Source organism: Cupriavidus respiraculi, assembly GCF_914271545.1.
GTDB classification, from domain to species: domain Bacteria; phylum Pseudomonadota; class Gammaproteobacteria; order Burkholderiales; family Burkholderiaceae; genus Cupriavidus; species Cupriavidus respiraculi.
On sequence record NZ_CAJZAH010000010.1, the window covers coordinates 114,528 to 135,733 of the forward strand.

Sequence of the window (21,206 nt, forward strand, 5' to 3'; positions counted from 1 at the left end):
TCCATCCACGCGCCACCCCGTCGATCCCGGAGACCGCCCATGTCGCATGCCGCTTCCTTTCGCGCCAAGTTGTCGCTGCTGGCCCCTTTGTTGGACGATCCCGACGTGACGGAAATTGCAGTTAACCGCCCGGGCGAAGTCTGGCTGGGATGCCGCGGGACGCGGGGCATGCAGCGGGTGGCGATACCAGAGATGTCGCTGGCGTGGCTGCGCTCGCTGGCCGATGTCACGGCGTCCTATACCAGCCAGGAGATCACTCGCGAGCGGCCCCTGTTGTCGACGACGATGCCGATCGATCTGCGCGAAGGCGTGGACGACGCCGCGCGCGGCGGCTATCGCGTGCAGCTGGTGATCCCGCCCGCGGTGGAGGAGCAGACGATCGCGCTGTGCATCCGCAAGCCGGCGCAGGTCGATATCGGCCTGGCCGATTACCGGGGGCAGGGTGCATTCGAGCGGGTCAATCGCGCGGACGCCTGGGAAGCGCTGTGCAGCGACGCGTGTGCGCCGGACCGGTGCGAGCTGGCGTTGGCGCCGTGCTCGCACGAGGCGTTGAGGGAGCTCTATCGGCGCGGCCAGTGGGAAGCGTTCCTTGTTGGCGCGGTGCGCGCGCGCAAGAACATCGTGATCTCCGCGGGGACAAACAGCGGCAAGACGACCCTGCTCAATGCGCTGCTCAAGATAGTGCCCGACTCCGAGCGGCTGGTGACGATCGAGGACAGCAGGGAGGTCCTTCCACCTCAGCCCAATTGCGTCCACCTGCTGTATTCGCGAGGCGGGCAGGGCGTGGCGCGGACCACGGCGGTCGACTTGCTGGAGGCAACCCTGCGGCTGGCGCCTGACCGGGCCATCATGGGGGAGCTGCGCGGTGCCGAGGCCTTCGCCTATCTGGAGCTGCTCAACTCCGGGCACGAAGGCTCGATGACCACGATCCATGCCGACAGCCCGACGCTGATGTACGACCGTCTGGCCCAGATGGTGATGCGCTCGGGCACGCCGATGCGCAAGTCAGAAATCATCGACTACGCCCGCTCGCTGATCCATGTGGTGATCCAGCTCAAGCGTGGGATGGACGGCCGCCGCTATGTCTCGGAGATCCGCTATGACGGCGCGTGACATCCGGATTGGTGGCCGTACGGACACGCTTGTCGCCGGGGTGCGGCTCCACGTCTTATCGATCAGTATGGGATTGTTGGGAATCGTGGCTACGCTTGCTGTCCAGCCGGTCGCTGCGATGGTGCGGTCGTCCGTCGAGCGCGGCTTTGAACGGATGGCCGCGGAATGCGCGCCCACGGTTCCTGCGCAGACCTTGCGCGCCGTGGTGCGTACCGAGTCGTCGTGGAATCCGTATGCGATCGGCATGGTCGGCGGCCGTCTGGTGCGCCAACCCGTGACGCATGCGGAGGCCGTCGCGACGGCGCGGGCGTTGTTCGCGCGGGGCTACAACTTCTCGCTGGGCTTGACCCAGGTGAACCGCACCAATCTCGCCGCCTACGGCGAGACGCTGGAGACAGTGCTGAAGCCATGCCGCAACCTGCGTGTGGGTGGCGCCATTCTCGCGGACTGTTTTGAACGTGCGCGGCCGCGGTTCTTGGAGCAGGCGGCGGCATGGCGCGCGGCGCTGAGCTGCTACTACTCGGGCGACTTTGCGCGCGGCCTGCGACCGGATGTGGCGGGTGGTACGAGCTATGTGGAGCGGGTACTGGCGAATGCGGCCACTGCGGAGGCTGATGCAGCCGCCAATGCCGATGCGTCCGTGCCGATGCCCATTCCGGTGGTGCCGTCGGTTCCTCGGACCCCGCTATCTGCAGCGGGAGCGCGAAGCAGCGGGGCGACCGATAGGGTTCGCGCACGTCCCGGTCGTCCGGTCGAAGCCAGCGGCCAGACGCCGCCATCGTGGATCGTGTTCGTGGACGAGGTGAGCCCGACGGATGGCGTCTTGCCTGCCGCTGGCACTGGAGGCGGGTCACAGGCCAAGTCTGCGGCGCCGGTGGTGCGCGCGCTTCCCTCTCCCGCGGGGTCGGACGAGGCATTCGTCCGGATCTCGCCATGACGATGCGCCGGGCGTGCGGGCGCTGGTTCCGGGCGATTGCCTTGTCGGCGGCGTGGGTGGTGGCGGCTGCGCCGCTGCAAGCGTCCGAATACGGGTGCCGGGTGCTGCTGTGCCTGGACAATCCGGCGGACAACGGTGGGCCGAAGGGCGTGGCGGCGTGCGTGCCGACGATCGATCGGCTGTATCGGGATTTGCATCTGGGCAGGCCGTTTCCTCGTTGTGACGAGGCGGGTTCCGACACCTATGCGGTCCAGGTTTTCGATCCGTATGACCCCTGCCCTGCGCCACTGCAGCCCGCAGCGGCAGGCGTGCTGGTCGCGCCGGGCCGGATGGAGGTGCGGGAGGGCCGGCGGCGCATGGTGGCGACGGGGCCCGCGCGCCCGTCCATGGCCACGCACGGCGACGGTGCTCTTGGTGAGCGGGCGTGCGTCGGGCAGTGGCTGGGCAGCGACGCGATGGGAGACGCGGATTCGCCGCAGACGGTACTGGTCTACGGGGTGGTGCACTGGCAGCCTGCGCAGAACCCGCGGGCGGTGGACGTGTTCGTTGACGGGCGATGGCAACAGCGGCTGCACGGGTAGGCCAGCGGACGAGTCGGCGAGCGTTGGGCGGCGTAAATGGGGCGTAGTCGGAAGCGGAGGCGTGTCGATGAAGATTGCCGTGATCAATTTCAGTGGGAATGTGGGCAAGACGACGGTGGCCCGGCAGCTGCTGGCGCCGCGCCTGGGTGCGCCGGAGTTTGCAGTGGAGTCCATCAACGCGGGGGCGGGGGACGAGGGCGGGGCGGCCGAGCGCATCCAGGGCCGGGACTTCGGGACGCTGCAGGAGTCGCTGATGCTGCTCGATTCGGCGGTGGTCGATGTGGGTGCTTCCAATGTCGAGGATTTTGTGCGGCTGATGGCGCAGTTCGAGGGCTCGCACGAGGAGTTCGACCGCTTTGTGGTGCCAGCGGTCAGCGAGCGAAAGCAGCAGGCCGATACGGTCAACACGATCCGCACGCTTGCCAGCCTCGGCGTCCCCCCCTGGAAAATCCGCGTGGTGCTGAACAAGGTGGATCTGGGCGACGCCTATATCCTGGGGGAGCGCTTCAGCATCCTGTCCGGCTTTCACGCAAAGAATCCGTGCTTTCAGCTCAATGCGCAGGCGGTGATCTTCTACAACGAGGTCTACGAGCGCCTGCGCGGGCTGAACCTGAGTGTGGCGGAGGCGGCCGCGGATACCACTAACTATCGCGCCCGCGTCCGCGAGGAGACCGACGAGCAGGTGCGGGCCGAGGCGGTCAGCATGATTTCGGTACAGCGGTTGGCGCGCTGGGCGCACCGCAATCTCGATGCGGCGTATGCCGCGCTATTTGAGGAGCAGGCATGGGCGACACATCCCTCTCGACCGCGCGCGAAGCGCTGATGGCGCAGTTGCTGGACGATATCGACGCGATGGTCACGCGGCTGGAATCGCTGGACAGCGAGATGGCGGCCCGCATGCAGGCCGCCGTCAGCGACGCCGTGGGCAGTGCGTCACTGCAGGCCCGGCTCGGTTTTATGGCGATGATTCAGGACCAGGAGCAGCGCCTGACGACGGCTGGTCGCTATGCCGCGGCGGTGATCGGCAACGAATTGGCGCACGGCGCGGTCGCCACCATGGCGAACGTGACGGCGATGGAGCGCGTGGCGATCCGGCTCGCATGGCGCCTGGGCTGCGTGGCGTTGGGCAGCGCTGCGCTGGGTGGGGTCCTGGTGGCCGTGGTCAGCCGGTGGCTGTGAGGCGTCGTATAGCCGGCGCCGGGACGGCCGTGCATCCGGTTTCGCAGCCGCGTACTTGACCGCCATGTCCTTCAAGCGTGGGTGACATGCAGCGCCACGAGATCGACAGCGCGGCCGCGGCGCTGTGGCTGGTGTTGCCGGCTGCGGGGTGGCTGGCGGCCGCCTATGCTTTGGGGCTGCCTTTGCGGCCAATGCCGCAGGCGTTGACTATCGCGTTGCGGTCGACGCCGGCAAGCTCGGTGCTGATGGCAGGCCTGCTGACCGGGGGTGTCCTGGCGGCGGCCGGGGCATGGCTGCTACGGGAGTTCGGGGACGATGGCTTCCGGGGAGAAGCGTATCGCCGCTGGCTGCGTGGTGCGCGGCTGGCGAACTGGCACACGGTTGCTGCACGTGTTCGCGCCGCCAATCGGCGGGAGAACGCACGCCGGCGGCGGTGTGAGCCGTCCCGTCCGGCGCTGTCGGCTATCCGCATCGGGCCGATGCCGATGCCCCTTCATCTGGAGAACCGCAATCTGCTGATCTGCGCGTCGGTGGGCGCCGGCAAGTCGGTGGCGATGGAAAGCATGATGGCTTCGACCGTGCGGCGGCGTGACAGGATGGTGGTGGTGGATCCGAATGGCACGTTTCTCTCCAAGTTCGGTTTCCCGGGGGATGTCGTGCTCAACCCGTTCGACCGCCGCTCGGTCGGCTGGTCGGTCTTCAACGAGGTGCATGCGGTGCACGACTTCGATCGCATTGCCAGGAGTGTGATCCCGCCGCAGCGAGACGTGACCGAGGAGCAGTGGTGCGCCTACGCGCGGGACGTGCTGGCCGACACCATGCGCAAGCTGGTGGAGACGAACCGGCCGGATCAGGAGGCGCTGGTGGATCTGCTGGTGCGCGAGGACGGCGAGGCGATCCGGGCGTTTCTGGTCAACACGGATTCGCAGGGGTACTTCCGCGACAACGCGGAGAAGGCCATAGCCTCGGTCCAGTTCATGATGAACAAGTATGTCCGTCCTCTGCGCCATCTGCGGGCGGGTGACTTCTCGCTGCATCGCTGGGTGCAGGATCCGGGCGGCGGCAACCTGTTCCTGACGTGGCGCGAGGACATGCGGGCCGCGCAGCGGCCGCTGATCGCGACGTGGATCGACACCATCTGCGCGACGATGCTCAGCACGCCGGCCGGGGCCGACACACGTCTCTGGCTCTATCTGGATGAGCTCGATGCGCTCGGCATGCTCGAGTCATTTGTGCCAGCGGCGACCCGAGGACGAAAGCACGGTGTGCGGATGGTGGCCAGCATTCAGGATTGGGCACAGCTCGACCAGACGTATGGCAGGGATGCTGCGAGGACGGTGCTGGCGTGCTTCCGGAATTATCTGATCTTTGGGGCTTCGAATGCCTGCAATGCGCAGAAGGCCAGCGAGATTCTCGGCAGGCAGCATGTGGAGCGCCGCCGTGTCACTGCCAGTCAACGCGGCGCGAGTCGTCAGGTACAGGCTTCGCCGCCCGAGCCCGCGGTGCTGGATGCCGAGATTGCCAATCTGAAGGACCTGACCGGCTATGTGGCGTTCGCCGAGGATTTCCCTGTCGCGAGGATCTCCATCCCGTATGTGGACTATCCCGAGCGGATGGCGCCCATCCAGACATGACGGTCAGGGTGGGCGGCGTGATGGGCGTCGTGATGAGGCGAGCGCGTTCAGCGATGTGTGGATGACCATGATCAATCTGACACCGATCTCCGGGAATAACGAGCGGGCCGCTGCGCGGTATTTCTCCGAGGCGGACGACTACTACCTGGAGGAAGCGTGCGGGGAGTGGCACGGCAAGGGGGCTGGCGCGCTCGGCCTTGCCGGTGCGGTGGAGCGGGAAGCGTTTGCGCGGCTGCTGGCGGGGCACCTGCCCGACGGCTCGCGGATCCAGACGTCGTTCGATGCCAGCGCGGGAAAGAAGCGGATGGCGCTGGATATCACGTTGTCGGCGCCCAAGTCGGTGTCAATGCAGGCGCTGGTTGCGGGGGATGCCGCGGTGGTTGCGGCGCACGATCGCGCGGTCGCGGCGGTGCTAGAGCGCGTGGAGCAGCTGGCGCAGGCGAGAAGGAAGGAGCGCGGCAAAAGCTATCGTGAGCGGACCGGCAATGTGGTGATCGCCACGTTTCGACATGAGATGAGCCGGGCCAAGGATCCGCAGTTGCACACTCATGCGGTGGTGCTGAACATGACGCAGCGCGCCGACGGCGCATGGCGGGCACTGTCGAACGAGGAGATTTTCAGGGCGAAGAAGGCGCTGGACGGGATCTACCAGGCGGAGCTCGCCCACGGTCTGCAGCAGCTTGGCTATCGGATCCGGGTGGTCGATGACCGGGGCAACTTCGAGTTGGCGCATATCACGCGGGACCAGATCGAGGCGTTCTCGGCGCGCAGCGCCAGAATCGAGCAGGCGCTGGCGGAACGGGGCAAGACGCGCGCGAGCGCCAGCACGCGGGAGAAGCAGGCGATTGCGCTGTCCACGCGGCCGCGCAAGGCGGCGGGCGATCGGGAGGCCGTCAAGGCGTACTGGCGCGAGGCCAGCCACGAGCTGGGCATTGTGTATGGGGAAGGGCGGGACGGGGCGGTGGTCGGCAGCGTCGCTGCGCGCGTCAGGGAAGCCGAGTTGGAGAGGGCCGGCTCGGGCAGTGCGGCCGCCGCCCGACACGGGGTCCCTGCCCACTTGCCGCCGGGGCCGCCGGAGCCGACGCTGGCTTATCGGGTCGTCCGATACGCCGTGCGGCATCTGACGGAGCGGGAGGCGGTGGTCGGCGAGGCCGAGCTGTTCGCCGTGGCGTTGCGGCGAGCCGTCGGGCGGACTGGGGCGGAGGCCGTGCGCGCCGAGATCGAGCGGTGGATCGAGAAGGGTGCGCTCATCGAGGGCCCGCCCACCTTCACTATTGCTGGCGACAAGGACAGTCCCAAGCTGACGCAGGCAGGCTGGATTGCGTTTCTGAAGGAGCGGTATGGCAGGTCGGCGCCAAGCGCTGCGTCGTTTGTGAGTGGAGCGATCGCAAAAGGGTCGCTGGTGCGGCAGGAGCGGCGTTTAACGACGCCGCACGCGCTCAAGCGCGAGAAGGCGATCCTGGCCATGGAGCGTGATGGGCGCGGCAAGCTGGAGCCGCTGGTGGATAGGGCGACCCTGGCGGCCGCATTGGCCACGGGGACGCTCGGGGCGGAGCAGCGCATGGCGGTCCAGACGATGATCGGCTCGCAGGATCGCTTTGTGGGGATCCAGGGGGATGCCGGTACTGGGAAGACCTATGCCGTGACGCAGGCGGTGGCTTTGATACGGCATGCGACACAGGTCCGGCAGGCATACCGGGCGATCGCCGTGGCGCCGTACCGCTCGCAGGTTGCGGCGCTGAAGAAGGAAGGGATGGAGGCCCAGACGCTGGCGAGCTTCCTGAGGTCCGGACATCGTGCGATCGATCCGCGAACGGTGGTCGTCCTGGACGAGGCCGGCGTGGTCGGCGCCCGGCAGTTGGAGCAGGCCATGCGTCTGGTCGAGCGGGCCGGGGCCCGCATGGTGATGATCGGCGACCCCAAGCAGTTGGGCGCGATCGAGGCGGGTAAGCCGTTCGCCCAGTTGCAGGGCGCTGGCATGCGCACCGCGCGGATCAGCGAGATTCAGCGGCAGGCCGATCCGGAGCTCAGGCGCGCGGTGGAGCGGGCGGCCGCGGGTGAGCCAGGCCGATCGCTCCATCACCTTAGGGAGATTCGCGAATATGCGGATGCGACCGCGCGTCACAGCGCAATCGCTCGGGACTATGTCAGCCTGCAGGAAGAGCTGCGCCAGGCGACCATAATTGTCGCTGGTACCAATGCGGCCCGGCGCGAGCTCAATGAGCTGGTCCGCGCATCGCTGGGGCTGGCCGGGAAGGGCTGCACCTTCGAGACGCTGACCCGTGTCGATATGACTGCGGCCCAGCGGAGTAGCGCTGTCAGCTACCAGGCGGGGATGGTGGTGCAGCCCGAGCGTAACTATCCCGCTCAGGGATTGGTTCGCGGCGAGCTCTATCGCGTTCGGGAGGCGCTGGACGGGAACCGACTGAACGTAGTGTGCCCCGATGGAAGTGCGGCGACCCTTGACCCCCGTAAGCTCAAGCAGGTCAGCGTCTATCGGCTTGAGAAGAGCGAGCTATCCGTAGGTGACATCGTGCGGATCAACAGGAACGATGCCCAAAACGGTCTGACGCTCGGGGACAGGCGACGCGTCATCGGTGTGGAGGGGGGCGTTGTTTTGCTTGGAACGATAGATGGCGCCGGAGAAGACCGCCGCGCAATGCGACTATCGGCAGCGAAGCCGTTGCACCTGGAGCACGCCTATGCGACGACTGTGCACAGTGCGCAAGGCATTACCTGTGATCGGGTTCTGATTGCTTTGGACACCAGAAGCCGGACGACATCGTTCAACCTGTACTACGTGGCGATCAGCCGGGCACGACATGAGGCTCGCATCTATACGGATTCACGCGATCAGCTGCCTCGCGCCATTGCCGCGGAGATGGAGAAGCGAGCGGCGCTTGACTTACGCCCTCCGATCGGTGGGAAAAGCGGTTTCGCCAGGGGCATGGGAAAAACGGCGTTAGGCCATGGGATGCGACCCTTGACGGAGCCGCGGGTGAACCCGTTGGAGTTGGGATACCGCTTTGAGAGGTGACGGCTGTTGCCATGTGCTAGTGCCTTTAGGGGCAGACCGCCTCCCATGGTTCATGGAGACGGGGGTAGAGTCGTTAGCCGGCTATCGGGTCCGATGTGCTTCTCCCCCTCTTCAGAAGGGTTCAGGTTTGCAGCGGCCAGCCGTTCTTTGGAGCGTGATGGTCAGCGGCCGGCGAGCTCAGATGCTCACCGAGAAGCAAGATGCAGCAAACTCGCGGACCCTATGGCGCGATAGCGATCGAGGTGGCCGACGCGGTGGGACGACAGCCGATGGAGCTTCCGGAAGGCTGAGGGTCGTTTCACGACGCGCTTCGATTGTCTTGGCGCCGCCGCCGATCCTTCATGGGCGGCGCTTACGGATGTGTCTGCCAGGGCTGAGGAGCTGGCAAATGTCGGACGGGGCCTCGCCACGAGCTCACCCTAGCGGTATGCGTGCAGATGCGTGCGGGCCATACTTCATCGCCACGCCGATCGCGATGAGCCAGCGATGCGCCCGCCGGGCTTACCGCCGGGTCTGCCCTACAACGATGAAACGCAGATTCCTCGCAATCCTTCTCTCCCTACTACCGATCCTCTCCCAGGCTCAAGGCCTGACGATGCCAAGTATTAATGAAGCGCCCAGTCCGAACTGGAAGGTGAAAGACAGCGCATTCGCCACGACCGTGTTCGATCGGTTTGACTTCGACGCGGAAGCGCGAAGGCATTTCGCAGGCAAATGAAAATGCGAATGTTTGCGATTCTGCAGAGCGAATGCGGGGTTCCCGCGAGCGAACTAGCTTCATGGCCTTACAAGCTCTTCGGGACAGGCGAATTCGACGAGCCGGCAAACCGGCTTGTGGACGGGACGCGTGCGGTCGCGAATGCCCGGGTCATCTCGGCCGTGATGCGGCTCGATCCGCTCGAGCAGGGTCAGAAGGCCGATCTCGTCTCCCTTCCGTCGACACCGATGGCGAACACTGTCGTGGCCACGTGGTTGCTCTCGTCGTATGAGTATCAGCCAATCCACGACAAGGTGTTTCCCGCGCTGGCGAAGGGGTATCTGCTGTCAAGGGGACTGTGCCATGCCGCTCAATAGCACGTTGTCCCCGCGCACGCCAGGCCATCCTACGTCGCCGCCGGGATCCTTCCGTCCTGTTCGACTCCTATGCGCAGCCGTGGCATTCCTGCTTGGTGGTTGCAGCGTGCTCGTGGCGGGAACCATGACGTTGGCCAACGGGCTTGACCAATCGACGACCCAGAGTACGGTATCGGCATTGCGCGCGGAACAGGTAAGGGATATCAAGGCACTGCAAGCGGCCGGCGACCCGATGGGGGACTACTTTTTCGCGTTGGCAAATGCCGAAGGGTGGATTGGTGAAGGTCGAGTCGCCGATCCACTCGTGATCATGGATATGTACAGCCGCGCGGCGGATAGAGGTTCCAGCGACGCGATGATTGCGCTTGGCTTGATGCTGTTCGACGGACGCGGCGCGCCGCAGTACACGAAAGGTGTCTATCTACCGCGCGAGAAGCAGGACTGGAAGCGAGGTCTGGAGCTGGTAGAACGGGGGATGAGGCACCGGTGCTCTTATGCACAACCCCTTTACAGTGCGACTACCTCGCCAGGCCGGCGATGCGTCGTATATCGATCGCCTGCCGAATGGATATGGCCGGATTTCCGAGATGGGCGGTACAAGGGCGACAAGATCAACGGCTATGTCCCTATCATCGAGAAGAACAAAACCCTCGAAGATGAATGGCGAGACCGTGATGTGATGTGCAAGATATCCCGGGAGGTAAGGCAGACGGAGCGCGGATGCTAGCGGAGAGCAAGCGAAAGACTTCGTCCCTCGGGGGCGATGCCACCGTTGGCGGGAGCGACGTGGGCTTTTGCTCTTGGCGACTGCGTTATCTGCCGACGGTCCCGTTGCTGAGTTTCGGTCTACAGACGATGGTTCTCAACGCGCAGCCGTCATTCCAGGTTGGCTTCTGAATGACTGCTGTCGACCCATTACGGCCGTTGGGCGAGGCAGTTTGATCGGCTGCAATGCAGCGATAGCGGACGTTGGTCGGTCCACGCACGCCCCACGAGCGCGCCTCGGTTTCTTCAGCGAGATTCCGGGGGGCATACAAACGCGCGCGCGGCATGCACCGTGGCAGCAACAGGCGGTAGCGCGCGCATGTCTCAACGACACTACATCGTTTGATCGCGCAGGAATTTTTTCGCTCGAGCGAATCACACTTTCTGTTACAACTCTAATCCGATGAACAACGGGCCCGAGAACCCATGCACCTCGAAGACGACAGCCCCAGCCATCACCTGCAACGATCAGACTTCATTCGACGGCTTGTTCAAGCACCACCACCATCAACGGCCCCGGACAACCAGGGACCATCAATTCCCAGGCGAATCGTGCAGTACTGGCATGACTTGCAGGCGCTGCCTGCTGACGTGCTGGAGTGCATGGATTCTTGGTCGAGGTGGGGATCACGCGGATTCGAATACCGTATCTTCGATGCGCGCAGCGCGGCTCGCTTCATTGAACAATCGCTGGGAAGGGAGCATCTGCGGGCGTTCATGCGCTGCTACCACCCCGCGATGCAGGCAGACTACTTCCGATTGTGCTATCTCGTCATCAATGGAGGAATGTACGTCGATGCCGATGACGTGTGCATCGCCAAGGACATCTCGGAGCTGTTCGTCGGGAACGGCGTTAAGGTTCAGCCACTTTGCTACGACATCGCTGCGGACTCCATGGTTCAGTGCGAGGTCTTCCTGCAAGCGGGAACCAACCGGGACGGGTTGATTTTCTACGTCAATAACAACCCGTTGATCGCTTGCGAGGGAGACCCCATCATCAGTCGAGCACTTGAGCGTGCAACCCTGCGCTTGAACTTCGCAGCCGAGGGTGAGCTGCTGGAGATTCAATCAACTACCGGCCCGGGCAACCTGTCGCGCATCATCTTCGAGATGTGCGCGCAATGCCTTGATGAGCACCGGCTGACCGTACTCCGGACCTGGGACTCGATCGGCATATCCAAGTGGCCGCTGAGCTATCGTGCCGACGGGAGAAACTGGCGAATATCAAATGGCAAGCGGTTTGCCTTTGATGAGGAGGGGGCACCATGAACCTCTTCGAGCCGCTGAGGGGCATCCGCCACCTATTGCACACCATGTTCTTGCGCTTGCGCGTGCTGTTGCCGAAACAAAAGACCTACGCGTTCGGGCCAGTGGGCGGAGCCTACCCGGGCAGGATCAGCGACATCTATGTGATCAATCTAGATCGGCAGCCGCAGCGCTTGGTGGCTGTTTCCCGAGAGCTGGATTGCATCGTGGATTGCACGGGGCAACCACTGTCAAAGCGACTCATCCGGCATGCAGCCTGCGACGCGCGGGCCCTACCGGCCGCAACGCTTGCTGGTGTCGATATCGAGCCCTACTACACGCTTGCGGATCAATTGTCCGTCGACCCGTACCCACAGGTTCTACCGGACACGTTCGATCTGACGCGGGAAATTCGAATGAGCAATGCAGAAATTGCGGTGGCTCAATCGCACATTGACATCTGGAAAAAGATAGCCAGTTCTAAGGCACCATACACGCTGGTGCTGGAGGATGACGTTTGGTTCGAACAGAGCTTTGGCCGCCTTGTCGACACGGCGTGGCAGGAGATGCGGGAGAGCGACGGGACCGATCCTGACTTTGACGTGCTCTACCTGTCGTTCAAAGAGGTGAAGCACGGTGCTCCCAAGGTTGTGCTCTCGCGCAGCGTCTTTCGACCGGAGCGCGGGCTTTGGTATCTCTCGGGCTATGTGTTGTCCAAGCGCGGCGCTCAGCGGCTTCTTGCACGCCTGCCGTGCCGCGGACCAATCGACCTTTGGATCAACCAGCAGTTCTCAGTGACAGACGTTCGCGCGCTGCGCCGCTCTGTCATCCCTCAGCGCGTCGATCTGCTGTCCACGAACTCCTACTCGATTCTCCCCGTTTTGAGCCAGATTGGGATTCTTTCCGATACAACGCCTGGCACGTTCCATCAGCGTCCCACGGAAACACCGGTGTTTGCCTTTGGCCCTCGGAACACTGGCCTATCCTCCCTGGCTATAGCCTTGTCTATGCTGGGCTATCGCTGCTGCAGCGACTTGGACGACCTTCCGCCTGTGGAGAAAGGTCGCTTGCTTCGAGGTCAGCGTGGACGCGTTTTTGATGCCTACGTCAATGTCGCAGCGCTTGAGCCCCACATCGCGCAGCTCAAGGAAAGATATCCCGGGGCGAAGTTCATCTTCGTCGGCGAGATCCCGAAGAACTTACCTCTGCCCCCTGAGAGCGTCTTGCACCAGCGTGCCTTTCCCGAGGGGTGGGTAGAACTGTGCGAGTACTTGCGCATGCCGCCACCCAGTGCTAGTTATCCTTGCGCTGCGGAGCGAGGCGTTCGTCGTCTTCGCCCTCTTCCGCCCGCAGGTGAAAGACTGGCAAGAGGCAAGCGGCTGGAGCACGATGTTTCGCCGTGGGTTGCCCCGCCATCGCGCCACTGGCACGGTATCGACGTGGAGCTATGCGAGCCTGGGCCGTGGTCGGAGGCATCTCGCGTCCGGTTTGACGACCAGTTGAGCGAACTAGACGCGTCTCGTTGGCTGTCGCGCGACGATACGTTCCCCGGGAACCTTGCACTCTTTAGGCCTGGCAGCGTGCGAGTTCTGCCTTCTGGTGGTTTAGATCTGGTGGTCGCAAGTGCGTCGCTTGGTGTTCGTGAACTGAGCGCAGGTGCTGTTTCCAGCCGCGGCCGGTTCCTGTATGGACGCTTTGAGGCAACTCTGCGAGCGACCAACGTTCCTGGCCTGGTCTCGGGCTTCTTCCTCCACAGAGATCTTCCGCGCCAGGAGATTGATGTGGAGATTACCGGTAACCGTCCAGACCAGATGCTGGCCAACGTCTTCTTCAACCCAGGCTGCGATGGCGCAAAGTTCGACTACGGTTACCGGGGGACACCTTTTGCCATCGAGCTTGGGTTCGACGCCTCTGAGGCGTTTCACACCTACGCAATTGAGTGGGCCCCTGACGAGATCCGATGGTTCGTCGACGATCGCCTTGTGCATCGGAGAGTGCTCTGGGACCCTACGCCGATTCCCGATCTGCCCATGACGCTGCATGTCAACACCTGGCCCACACGGTCCGAAGAACTTGCAGGAAGACTTGTGCGCGAGTCTTTGCCGGCTGTTGCTGCGATTCGGCGAATCGCGGTGGATGCGAATAGCACCGACGCGCAGGGCGATGCCGTCTCGGACGGCGAAGAGTTGGGGTGGCTGGTCGATACGGCGCAAGAAGGATAGCCGACATTCTAGCGAGATGGACCTGCTTATCGGGACGCCCATGCGAGAGAGGGAACCCTATTGCTCAAGCTGGGGCCGGGACGCTAACGCCTTGATCCGCCGCGCGCATTGATGATTTGCTCCATATGGAGGCATCACGGTCTGAGGGATGCGCCCCGGCGCTCCCTGGCCTCCGAGGGGCCGTTTTCAGTCTGAAGCCGTCGCTCGGAAGTTTGCCCTGGCTGACCGCTCCTGGCCGGTTTCCGCCCTCGGCCTATCCGCGCACGGACTTCTTTGTGCCAGCGGACTTCTGGCCCGCTAAACTCTGGTGCTTCCCGCCCCGGTACCGATTGCCGTCCGGACATCGAGGGCAAGGCGACTAGCTAGTTCGTGGCTCCATCCGCGTGAGAAGTGTTTGGCCTCGATGAGAGTCATCGGCAACGATTTTCGCCGGAGGTGACGGATCGCGTCCTCACCGTGAACAACAAGAACCCTTGGCTTGATCCGTTCAAGGAGAAAATCGAACGGGGCGGTGATCCGGCGCTCGAGCTCAAGGTCGGCGATCTCTTCGGTGGCCGCAGAGTAGATATTCGTTTCGAGACATCTGATGGGAGCCAGCGCGGGAAGCATCCACTCGATGACTCTGCGGGTGTTACTGACGGCGTTTCGGCGCGTTCTTCCTGGCTTTAATGGACGCGCCGCGCGGTCTGCCTTGTATGCCTCCAACCATCTTTCCTTATTGAAACCTGTCGCTGAGTCCCAGAACTCCCAGAAATCAGCTCTCATAGGCGAGGCCGGATTCAGGCCGGCAATGAACACCTCGCACTCCAAGGGCGATCCCTCACAGACAAATGGACGAAGGTCCGTTGGTCTACCTATCAGCGAACCCAAGTCTTCTGCGAACCGCTCCAGATTATTCAAGATCTGTCCTTTTCGTATTGATCGTCAACTACTGTTACGCCCGAGACGGCTCCGCATACGGCTTTCACCAGCTCCAGACCACACTTTACCTTCCACGCGAATGGCCGAGTCGGCCGACGACACGCCTGCGGTTACGCGTACGAGCGTCATTGTGTAGACCAGCGTTGTCGTTCGAAGCCGGTGCGAAAGCCTGTGCGTGAGTCCTTATATGGCCGAGTGCCGACGCGCACCCACGCGGAAATGGCAGGCCGACGACGGGTGCGGTGGAAACAAGCCGCCGACCTGCAGGATTCTGAGGTGTTCGCGAGGTTCTCGGCGATCGGTTCGCTTCAGCGAAGATCTTGTTGCGGAGCCGAGGACGGGTCTCCGATGCAGCTGCTATTGTCGGACCGGACGATTTCTTCCTCAACCCCATCCTGGGGGTTAAGAGTTGGGGCTGCGGAACCGTAAATGTGGATTGGCTTGAATTTCGTCGGGCGAACGTCGCAAACTTCCTCGCAAGAGCAGACCACATGCAACACCAAATACGGATCGCAATCATTGGGTTGGCACTCATCCTCACCGGATGCGCACGACCGCCTCTCTCGCCCCCGGCTCCGCCCGCGTCAAGAGTTTGCTGTCAGTCATGGCAGGACATTCCCGTTGAGCCGCTGTCGTTCGACCAAACATTGTCGGTGTCTTTCGATGCCGAGACGTCGCCTGTCTTCTCATTTCCGGAGGGCAACGGCGTCTTTACGGCTTACAGCTTGCCGATGCCGGCAGAGGGCGCCTCGATCCAGGTCCGTGCATTTTTGAGCGGCGGCCCGATGCTGCCGATGATGACTATCTTCAGGCCGAACGCTGTCTTTCTGGATGTGAAGAGAAACCCGCTGCCTGGACCGCGAGAAGCGCCCCTGATCACGCGGCGCGGTATGCTCACATGGCGTATGTCCAAGATTGCGACCTACACAGTGCCGGCCGAAGCGCGCTATGTCGTTATCTACTCCGGAAGCCCGCAATCGATTCGGTCGACTATCGCTTCTGAGAACGGCACGGTCTATGGCATTCCATACTCGTATACCGGCGACGTAGATATCACGCTGAAGGCGGCCCCATGAAGCGCAGGGTTTTTCCCCCAATGCGCATCGGTGCAGCGTTGCTGATGAGCGGTGTTTTGCTCGCGGGTTGCGCGGAGATGATCGGTACGGTGGACCCTGGTCAAAGTGGGGCGCGAGTCCGATTTCGCCTGGCCGAGCCAGGGGACGTGATCGTCAGCGAAGCGACTCCGGCACCTTGTTTCTACACCACAGACGCGACAGTGGGTCGTGTTGTGCAGGTGAGCTACAACACCCGCGCCATTCAATGGATCGTTGAGAGCCGGCTGAGTCGGCTGGGCATGCCCGGGGGCGACCAATATCCATCGATATCCTATGCCGAAGCGCGTGTGCGGGCTGGTGTGCCGATTGCTCTTCGCTTTATGCTGATGGAAGGCCAGGGAACGATGAGCGCGTTCCCCCGTTATGCGCAATGGAACATGACCCTTGCTCCGGGCGAGGACTACGAGATATTGGTCGGCAATGGGCTCGGGTCGATAGCAGTGTCGCGGATTGTCAACGGTGAATACGGGCATCGGTTAGTCCCCGATGGTGATGCCATGCGAACACCTTACTGCCCGTCGTAGCGGCCCGTAGGGCCGTAGGGAACGGACCGACCCATGGCGGAGCCGGGTCTTCGAGCGGCATCGATTTCCACGGATGCTACGTAGCCCGCGGGATCTTGTCCTGCGCGCGGCCGGTTTGAGGCCTTGCGCCGATGGCCAAAGTCTGTCGTGTTTCGGCGCCCTTGGCCTGGGAGTACGCTCCATGTTCCGGTGAGCCGTGGTGCGGCTGTTACGTGAGATGCAATCCTCCATCCAGAAGCATGATCTCGCCTGTCAGATAGTCGGAGGCGATGAGCATTGAGACTGCGTGAGAGTATCTTCGGGTCTGGCCGCTCGGCGCATCGGGGAACGCTCTTTCCAGAGTTCCTGGGCTTGCGTCCATGTCGCCGTGAGCGGCGTATCTACCAGTCCCGGCGCAACAGCGTTGACCCGTATCTCGGGTGCGAGCGTGAGTGCCAACAGGCGAGTTACATGATTCAGCGCTGCCTTGCTCGCCGAGTAGGGGATAGAGGCGCCCTTTGGCCGGATCCCCGCATGAGAACTCACGTTGACAACACAGCCCGCCCTACCGTTGGCGGCGGCCTCACGCAGTGCGGCCTGTGCTTCAGCGACCAGGCGGAACGGGGCGACAACATTGACTTCGTACATCTGCCGCCATACGTCCGAGGTGGACGCGGAAAGGTCTGCGATACCTTAAGAATGAGCCATCCAGGCCAGTAGCCGCAACCCAGGAAAATCACTTCGAGTACGAACCACGCTATTGCCCGCACCACTGTATCGATTGCCGCATCAAGCATCGCCTATCCCATCAGTTCGCTGCGTTGAAGGTTGATGCGGGTCCTGTGCATCCTGGTGGTGGACAGTCGTAGGCGCGTTTCCCGTGGCAGCTCAAAACCTGTTGATTTCCAATTCGGCCATGTAATCGCTCGCCGGTGGATCGGGGAGGGTTGCTGCACTATAGCGACTGGCACAGTAGCCGGCGCCGCCACTACAGGGCGTGGAAGTACTGTACCTTCGCGGAGAGCGCTTGTCGCACGGCGTCCAATTTGTCCGGGTCTGTCTTCCTGGACAGATGCTCGCGTGACTTGCGCCCGAGGAAGTATGCGATCCGTTCGGCGTTCGCGCCGGACGGGTGGGGCAAGCCATGCAGGATTCTGTCGGCAGATAGCTTGCCTTGGGCTATCAGCCAATCCAGGCCTTCGCTGACACGGGGGCCCAATGGGATGAGAAGCGCATGGGGTACCTGAGCTGCTTCGTCCGCGAAGTCGGTGAGGATCTGCTGCCTTAGCATGCCACAGCGCGTCATGTTGGGCGCGCCGTTATAGTTCTGTCCATTTACAAAGACAGGATGCCGCAGGATCGACGTGCTTTGCACGAGATGTGTCGCGGAACTGAAAAGGGCGGCGCAGCTTGTGAGTCCCAACAGACTATGCAGTCCGATGCGGTCGAGTAACGCGACGAGATTCGGACGCATTGCGCCACTGAACGCGCCCGTCTGCTTGGCGCGCTCGTGGGCGTCGTCCAGGGAGGCGCCCGCCATCAGCTGACGTTGGACTTCCTTTACGGCGTTCTTCCACTGTGTGAAGCCTGGAGTGATGCCGACCAGCACCAGGCGGGCGGAAGGGTTGACGCGATCGAACGGAATGTAGTGGCTGGTGAGTGTGCCTTCCTTGGCCAACAGAAAGCTGGCAGGGATGTCTGCCGGGTAATTGATACCTTCGATCTGAAGAGAGCGGATGACGGGTGCGAACTCTGCAAACTGCTTGGACATAGTTTGATTGGGCGGACGGCGCGGGCAAGTACGTGTCAATGGAGAACGGAAGGCCTGCTCGCGAACGTTACGGCGATGACGGAGCGCAGATCTTCGCGCGTTCGCTGTCACCGCGTCGGCAAGGGATTGTAAGCGAGGAGGCGGTCCACTCAGCGCGCCCGTGCCTGTCGTGTCAAGGGTGCAGCCATACGGTGTCCGGCGTCGTCTATGATCGGCCGCACTTCTAGCGGTGCGCTACCAGGATTCCGATGATTTTGCATATGAGAGAGAATGCGCCATGACTGCAGGCAACGATTTCTACGGACGCGTGGCGGCCTTCCACAATGCGGCACTGGCCTGCATCGCGATGGTCCAGCCGATGGACGACCGTCGTGCCATCGCGGCATTCCGCTGCGGCCTGATGTCGGTAGAGCATGCCAGCGGAGCGTTGGCCTTGCTGAGCATCGGACTGCCGAGTCCCGCACTGGCGCTGCTGCGTCCGCAGTTCGAGACGCTGGTGCGCGGCATCTGGCTGCTCTATGCCGCCGATGAGAAGTGGGTAGCGCAGTATTTCGAGCCGCTGACCGAGACCTCGGCGGTCGCAGGTGACAAAGCGCCCGGAATGGCTTTGATGCTTGACGCGTTGTCTGCCGTGGAGGAACCGTCTGCCAGAGCCGTGATTGGGCAGCTGCTCCAGTACCGGGACCTGAATTGGAAGGCGCTGAACAGCTATACGCACGGAGGCATGCACCCCATGGCGCGATCCGGCGACGGCTATCCCGATGAACTCGTCGAGAATGTCCTGAAGAATGCAAATGGACTCGTCTGCGTGGCTGCGCAGCTGGCCGCGGTTGTATCGGGGGATGCCGACAGAATGGAGCCCGTCCGCCAGCTGCACCGTGACTTTGCGGACTGCATTCCCTTGGCTTAGGGAGGCACGGATCGTCCGGCGGATGTCGGGCTGACGTCGTTGCAACGTGGGAGAGCAGACCGATCTGGGAGCCGCTGTATGGTCAGGCGGTCGGACCATGAGCGGGCCTCCGCATGTGCGCCGCGGGCTCGCTGAAGACGGTGGGTCTACTGATTCGAGCCTGGAGAGTAGCGGTGTCCCGACCTCGTGACGGGCTTGGGTAAGCGCGAAGGCACAACGGTTGGCGTGTCGGGCGCCTTGTCTCTGCCCTAGATGTCTAGGGGGCCGTCATCGTCGGGCGGCGTTTCCAAGAGATGCTCATTGCTCGCCCGAAGCGCGCGAATAATGGCGCTGCCCAACTGGCGGGTATTGCGCTTGTTTCCGCTTGCGTTGAGTATGCTGATCTGCAAGGGTTCGGCCAGTTCTCTAAGGACCGGCAACGCTGGCTCTATGAGTTGGCCATCGCGCGCGACTTCGATCGTGCCCGTCTCCAGCTCGCGAACGTCGTATCCATTGTAGGCGGCCGCCCTCAGCTCTTTCACGGGCTTCTTGACACTGCTGCGCTGGACGAGCTGTGCATAGGTCAGGCACAGTTTCCCGTCGATCGACTTCATCAACGGCTGGGCCTCTTGGATTGGCAGATCGAGCAACGTTTCGATCTGCATCTCTTCCACATTGATTCTAAGCACGATCACCCGTTGCACGAGAGAAAGTGTGCTCGGATTGAAAGCCACCCGCATGCTCGGTGACATGACGGCGGTTGTCTTGACGGAAATGTAGTCCCCGTTCTTTGCGACGACGTCGTAGCCTTTCTGATTGACCGACGTCGCCATCTGCCCGTCCGTGATCAGGGCGGCGTAGAGCTCTCCGATTCGCCCGCACAGGTGTCTGAGTTCGGTGGGCGGCACACCCCAGTTGATCTCTCGCTCGAACCAGTTCATTGCCTCACCCAGTGATTGGATGATCTGCATTTGGGTCAGGGCCATAGGGTGGATACTTTAGAGGTCATTGCTGCTATGCATTGTCCCATAGGCGCCAGGGCACCAAGCAATTCCGGAGGTGCGACATCACGGTGCACCGAATGCTTTCCCAATGGGCTCGAAAGCGGAAGTATCGGCTGTCTTGAACACTTCCGGTCGTTACGACCTTTCTGTGGTAAAGCATGGCGCGCCGCGCGCTTTGGCGCCACACTGGTTTGCCGCCGCATTGCCGCTCTTAGTTCCGGTCGAGCTTCCCGGGCGTTGATATCGGCCTCGTGTGCCAATTCCGAGAGATGTTTTTGGTGGCGGCCCCTAACTGGCCAATCGGCCGGAATTTCCTTTAGACTCAGTTGTCCAACTCGCGGTTACCTCTAGGAGATTTAAGTGACGACATACAAAGAGCTATTGGCGCAAAAGGAAGCATTGGAGGTGCAACTGGAAGAAGCGCGCCAGGCAGAAGTCGGTGCGGCAATCGAGCATATTCGCGAACTGATGGATCAATATGGCCTGACGGTCGACGATTTGGCTCGCCGGCGCGGTAGGGGCCGTCCGCGCACTAGGGCGCCATCCGAATCGGTCCCGATGTACCAGGACCCGAAAACCGGAAAGACCTGGTCGGGCCGGGGACGCGCTCCGGGCTGGCTCGGAAAGAACCGGGAGAAGTTCCGCATTGAGCAGGGTTGAGACGTAAGGGCCAAGAACCTCAGATTGCAAGCTCCTTTGCGACTGTTGTAGTTGATCACCGCATGGTTGCGCGACGCCATTCGCATGAGGCGCCGGCGGTCGATCCGCGACGATTCGCCGTTCGGCAGCCTTTGTCCGAACGAATCTGCCGGAAATCAATGCCTATACCCGGCCGGATGGTGGAGGTTGTCGGCGTAATTGAGCCCTGTTTGGGAACGCCAAACTTATAGTTGCGGGTGCGTTGCCCGAGTGGTTCGCAATCAGCTGCGAACCTGCCTGGTATTTGGCTCTCGACCGGTGAAGGCAAGGTCGTGCATCCGTTGAAGGGTATCCAAGGTCGGAAGGAGTTAGCTGGTAGTGACCGCTTTATGACGGACGCCAGTCCGCTAGCAAAAGCGGACAGTCGCCGCCTCCCGGTCTCGCGCAGAACCCTACCGCCAAATCCGGAGTGGTGCGTGAAACAAGTGGGATTAGGTTCGTGGCGTAGGCAAGGCCGTGATCTGCTGACCGGCCTGTCATATCTGTCCATAGTTTCCGGGTAACGGCTGACGGCGCG

The 21,206-nt window shown here is 62.7% G+C and carries 18 protein-coding genes and 1 pseudogene; 16 read left to right on the top strand and 3 right to left on the bottom strand.

All coding sequences use genetic code 11. The features are described from left to right. Positions 1-39: 39 nt before the first annotated feature. From virB11 to LDO27_RS25085, 14 genes are all read left to right on the top strand, one after another. Positions 40-1,113 carry a P-type DNA transfer ATPase VirB11 gene (virB11, locus tag LDO27_RS25020; RefSeq protein ID WP_222208832.1) on the top strand — a complete coding sequence of 358 codons (1,074 nt, stop codon included), beginning with the start codon at positions 40-42 and terminating at the stop codon, positions 1,111-1,113. Beyond that, the gene (locus LDO27_RS25025) at positions 1,100-2,050 is read left to right on the top strand and encodes a lytic transglycosylase domain-containing protein (RefSeq protein WP_224044547.1); all 951 of its coding nucleotides are present in this window, start codon (positions 1,100-1,102) and stop codon (positions 2,048-2,050) included. Before virB11 ends, LDO27_RS25025 begins: the two co-directional genes overlap by 14 nt. Next, positions 2,047-2,631, top strand: a complete 585-nt coding sequence (locus LDO27_RS25030) for a hypothetical protein (RefSeq protein WP_224044548.1) — start codon at positions 2,047-2,049, stop codon at positions 2,629-2,631. The genes LDO27_RS25025 and LDO27_RS25030 overlap by 4 nt, the downstream gene beginning before the upstream one ends. 67 nt (positions 2,632-2,698) lie before the next feature. After that, positions 2,699-3,454 (top strand): StbB family protein, encoded by a 756-nt coding sequence (stbB, locus tag LDO27_RS25035; RefSeq protein WP_222208834.1) that lies wholly within the window; start codon positions 2,699-2,701, stop codon positions 3,452-3,454. Beyond that, a complete protein-coding gene (locus tag LDO27_RS25040) occupies positions 3,415-3,810 on the top strand; it encodes a hypothetical protein (protein WP_222208836.1) in 396 nt (131 codons plus the stop codon). Before stbB ends, LDO27_RS25040 begins: the two co-directional genes overlap by 40 nt. 86 nt (positions 3,811-3,896) lie before the next feature. Further along, positions 3,897-5,444, top strand: coding sequence for a type IV secretion system DNA-binding domain-containing protein (locus LDO27_RS25045; protein WP_222208838.1), 1,548 nt, complete (start codon positions 3,897-3,899; stop codon positions 5,442-5,444). Positions 5,445-5,505: 61 nt separating this feature from the next. Then, positions 5,506-8,481, top strand: coding sequence for a MobF family relaxase (gene mobF / locus LDO27_RS25050; RefSeq protein WP_224044550.1), 2,976 nt, complete (start codon positions 5,506-5,508; stop codon positions 8,479-8,481). Positions 8,482-9,207: 726 nt separating this feature from the next. Then, a complete protein-coding gene (locus LDO27_RS25055; RefSeq protein WP_222208840.1) occupies positions 9,208-9,555 on the top strand; it encodes a hypothetical protein in 348 nt (115 codons plus the stop codon). Between the two features lie 79 nt (positions 9,556-9,634). Further along, positions 9,635-10,282 (top strand): SEL1-like repeat protein, encoded by a 648-nt coding sequence (locus LDO27_RS25060; RefSeq protein ID WP_222208842.1) that lies wholly within the window; start codon positions 9,635-9,637, stop codon positions 10,280-10,282. A gap of 464 nt (positions 10,283-10,746) precedes the next feature. Continuing rightward, complete coding sequence (locus LDO27_RS25065) at positions 10,747-11,589, top strand: glycosyltransferase family 32 protein (protein WP_222208844.1); 843 nt, start codon at positions 10,747-10,749, stop codon at positions 11,587-11,589. Further along, positions 11,586-13,787 carry a family 16 glycosylhydrolase gene (locus LDO27_RS25070; RefSeq protein WP_222208846.1) on the top strand — a complete coding sequence of 734 codons (2,202 nt, stop codon included), beginning with the start codon at positions 11,586-11,588 and terminating at the stop codon, positions 13,785-13,787. Before LDO27_RS25065 ends, LDO27_RS25070 begins: the two co-directional genes overlap by 4 nt. A gap of 456 nt (positions 13,788-14,243) precedes the next feature. Next, positions 14,244-14,456, top strand: a complete 213-nt coding sequence (locus tag LDO27_RS25075; RefSeq protein WP_222208848.1) for a hypothetical protein — start codon at positions 14,244-14,246, stop codon at positions 14,454-14,456. A 743-nt stretch (positions 14,457-15,199) separates the two neighbouring features. After that, on the top strand, positions 15,200-15,784 hold the full coding sequence (locus tag LDO27_RS25080) for a hypothetical protein (RefSeq protein ID WP_222208850.1): 585 nt from the start codon (positions 15,200-15,202) through the stop codon (positions 15,782-15,784). Beyond that, positions 15,781-16,347, top strand: a complete 567-nt coding sequence (locus LDO27_RS25085; RefSeq protein WP_222208852.1) for a hypothetical protein — start codon at positions 15,781-15,783, stop codon at positions 16,345-16,347. The genes LDO27_RS25080 and LDO27_RS25085 overlap by 4 nt, the downstream gene beginning before the upstream one ends. Before the next feature lie 208 nt (positions 16,348-16,555). On the opposite strand, the pseudogene LDO27_RS25090 reads toward LDO27_RS25085, so the two are convergent. Together LDO27_RS25090 and LDO27_RS25095 are read right to left on the bottom strand one after the other, a co-directional pair. Beyond that, positions 16,556-17,010: pseudogene (locus tag LDO27_RS25090) on the bottom strand (SDR family NAD(P)-dependent oxidoreductase); the annotation flags it as partial. A gap of 304 nt (positions 17,011-17,314) precedes the next feature. Beyond that, positions 17,315-18,097 (bottom strand): hypothetical protein, encoded by a 783-nt coding sequence (locus LDO27_RS25095; protein ID WP_222208853.1) that lies wholly within the window; start codon positions 18,095-18,097, stop codon positions 17,315-17,317. Between the two features lie 277 nt (positions 18,098-18,374). Here LDO27_RS25095 and LDO27_RS25100 point away from each other — a divergent pair, with 277 nt between their 5' ends. Beyond that, on the top strand, positions 18,375-19,007 hold the full coding sequence (locus LDO27_RS25100) for a DUF6988 family protein (protein ID WP_222208854.1): 633 nt from the start codon (positions 18,375-18,377) through the stop codon (positions 19,005-19,007). A gap of 248 nt (positions 19,008-19,255) precedes the next feature. Here LDO27_RS25100 and LDO27_RS25105 read toward each other — a convergent pair whose 3' ends face one another. Next, positions 19,256-19,972 carry a DUF6998 domain-containing protein gene (locus tag LDO27_RS25105; protein WP_222208855.1) on the bottom strand — a complete coding sequence of 239 codons (717 nt, stop codon included), beginning with the start codon at positions 19,970-19,972 and terminating at the stop codon, positions 19,256-19,258. Between the two features lie 378 nt (positions 19,973-20,350). On the opposite strand from LDO27_RS25105, the gene LDO27_RS25110 reads away from it, so the two are divergent. After that, positions 20,351-20,650 (top strand): H-NS histone family protein, encoded by a 300-nt coding sequence (locus tag LDO27_RS25110; protein WP_222208856.1) that lies wholly within the window; start codon positions 20,351-20,353, stop codon positions 20,648-20,650. The last annotated feature ends 556 nt before the right edge of the window (positions 20,651-21,206 follow it).

Excerpts from the sequence above, each read along its gene's own strand:
- virB11 (WP_222208832.1), top strand. The coding sequence starts at position 40 with ATGTCGCATGCCGCTTCCTTTCGCGCCAAGTTGTCGCTGCTGGCCCCT.
- LDO27_RS25025 (WP_224044547.1), top strand. The coding sequence starts at position 1,100 with ATGACGGCGCGTGACATCCGGATTGGTGGCCGTACGGACACGCTTGTC.
- LDO27_RS25030 (WP_224044548.1), top strand. The coding sequence starts at position 2,047 with ATGACGATGCGCCGGGCGTGCGGGCGCTGGTTCCGGGCGATTGCCTTG.
- stbB (WP_222208834.1), top strand. The coding sequence starts at position 2,699 with ATGAAGATTGCCGTGATCAATTTCAGTGGGAATGTGGGCAAGACGACG.
- LDO27_RS25040 (WP_222208836.1), top strand. The coding sequence starts at position 3,415 with ATGGGCGACACATCCCTCTCGACCGCGCGCGAAGCGCTGATGGCGCAG.
- LDO27_RS25045 (WP_222208838.1), top strand. The coding sequence starts at position 3,897 with ATGCAGCGCCACGAGATCGACAGCGCGGCCGCGGCGCTGTGGCTGGTG.
- mobF (WP_224044550.1), top strand. The coding sequence starts at position 5,506 with ATGACCATGATCAATCTGACACCGATCTCCGGGAATAACGAGCGGGCC.
- LDO27_RS25055 (WP_222208840.1), top strand. The coding sequence starts at position 9,208 with ATGTTTGCGATTCTGCAGAGCGAATGCGGGGTTCCCGCGAGCGAACTA.
- LDO27_RS25065 (WP_222208844.1), top strand. The coding sequence starts at position 10,747 with ATGCACCTCGAAGACGACAGCCCCAGCCATCACCTGCAACGATCAGAC.
- LDO27_RS25070 (WP_222208846.1), top strand. The coding sequence starts at position 11,586 with ATGAACCTCTTCGAGCCGCTGAGGGGCATCCGCCACCTATTGCACACC.
- LDO27_RS25080 (WP_222208850.1), top strand. The coding sequence starts at position 15,200 with ATGCAACACCAAATACGGATCGCAATCATTGGGTTGGCACTCATCCTC.
- LDO27_RS25085 (WP_222208852.1), top strand. The coding sequence starts at position 15,781 with ATGAAGCGCAGGGTTTTTCCCCCAATGCGCATCGGTGCAGCGTTGCTG.
- LDO27_RS25095 (WP_222208853.1), bottom strand. The coding sequence starts at position 18,097 with ATGTCCAAGCAGTTTGCAGAGTTCGCACCCGTCATCCGCTCTCTTCAG.
- LDO27_RS25100 (WP_222208854.1), top strand. The coding sequence starts at position 18,375 with ATGACTGCAGGCAACGATTTCTACGGACGCGTGGCGGCCTTCCACAAT.
- LDO27_RS25105 (WP_222208855.1), bottom strand. The coding sequence starts at position 19,972 with ATGGCCCTGACCCAAATGCAGATCATCCAATCACTGGGTGAGGCAATG.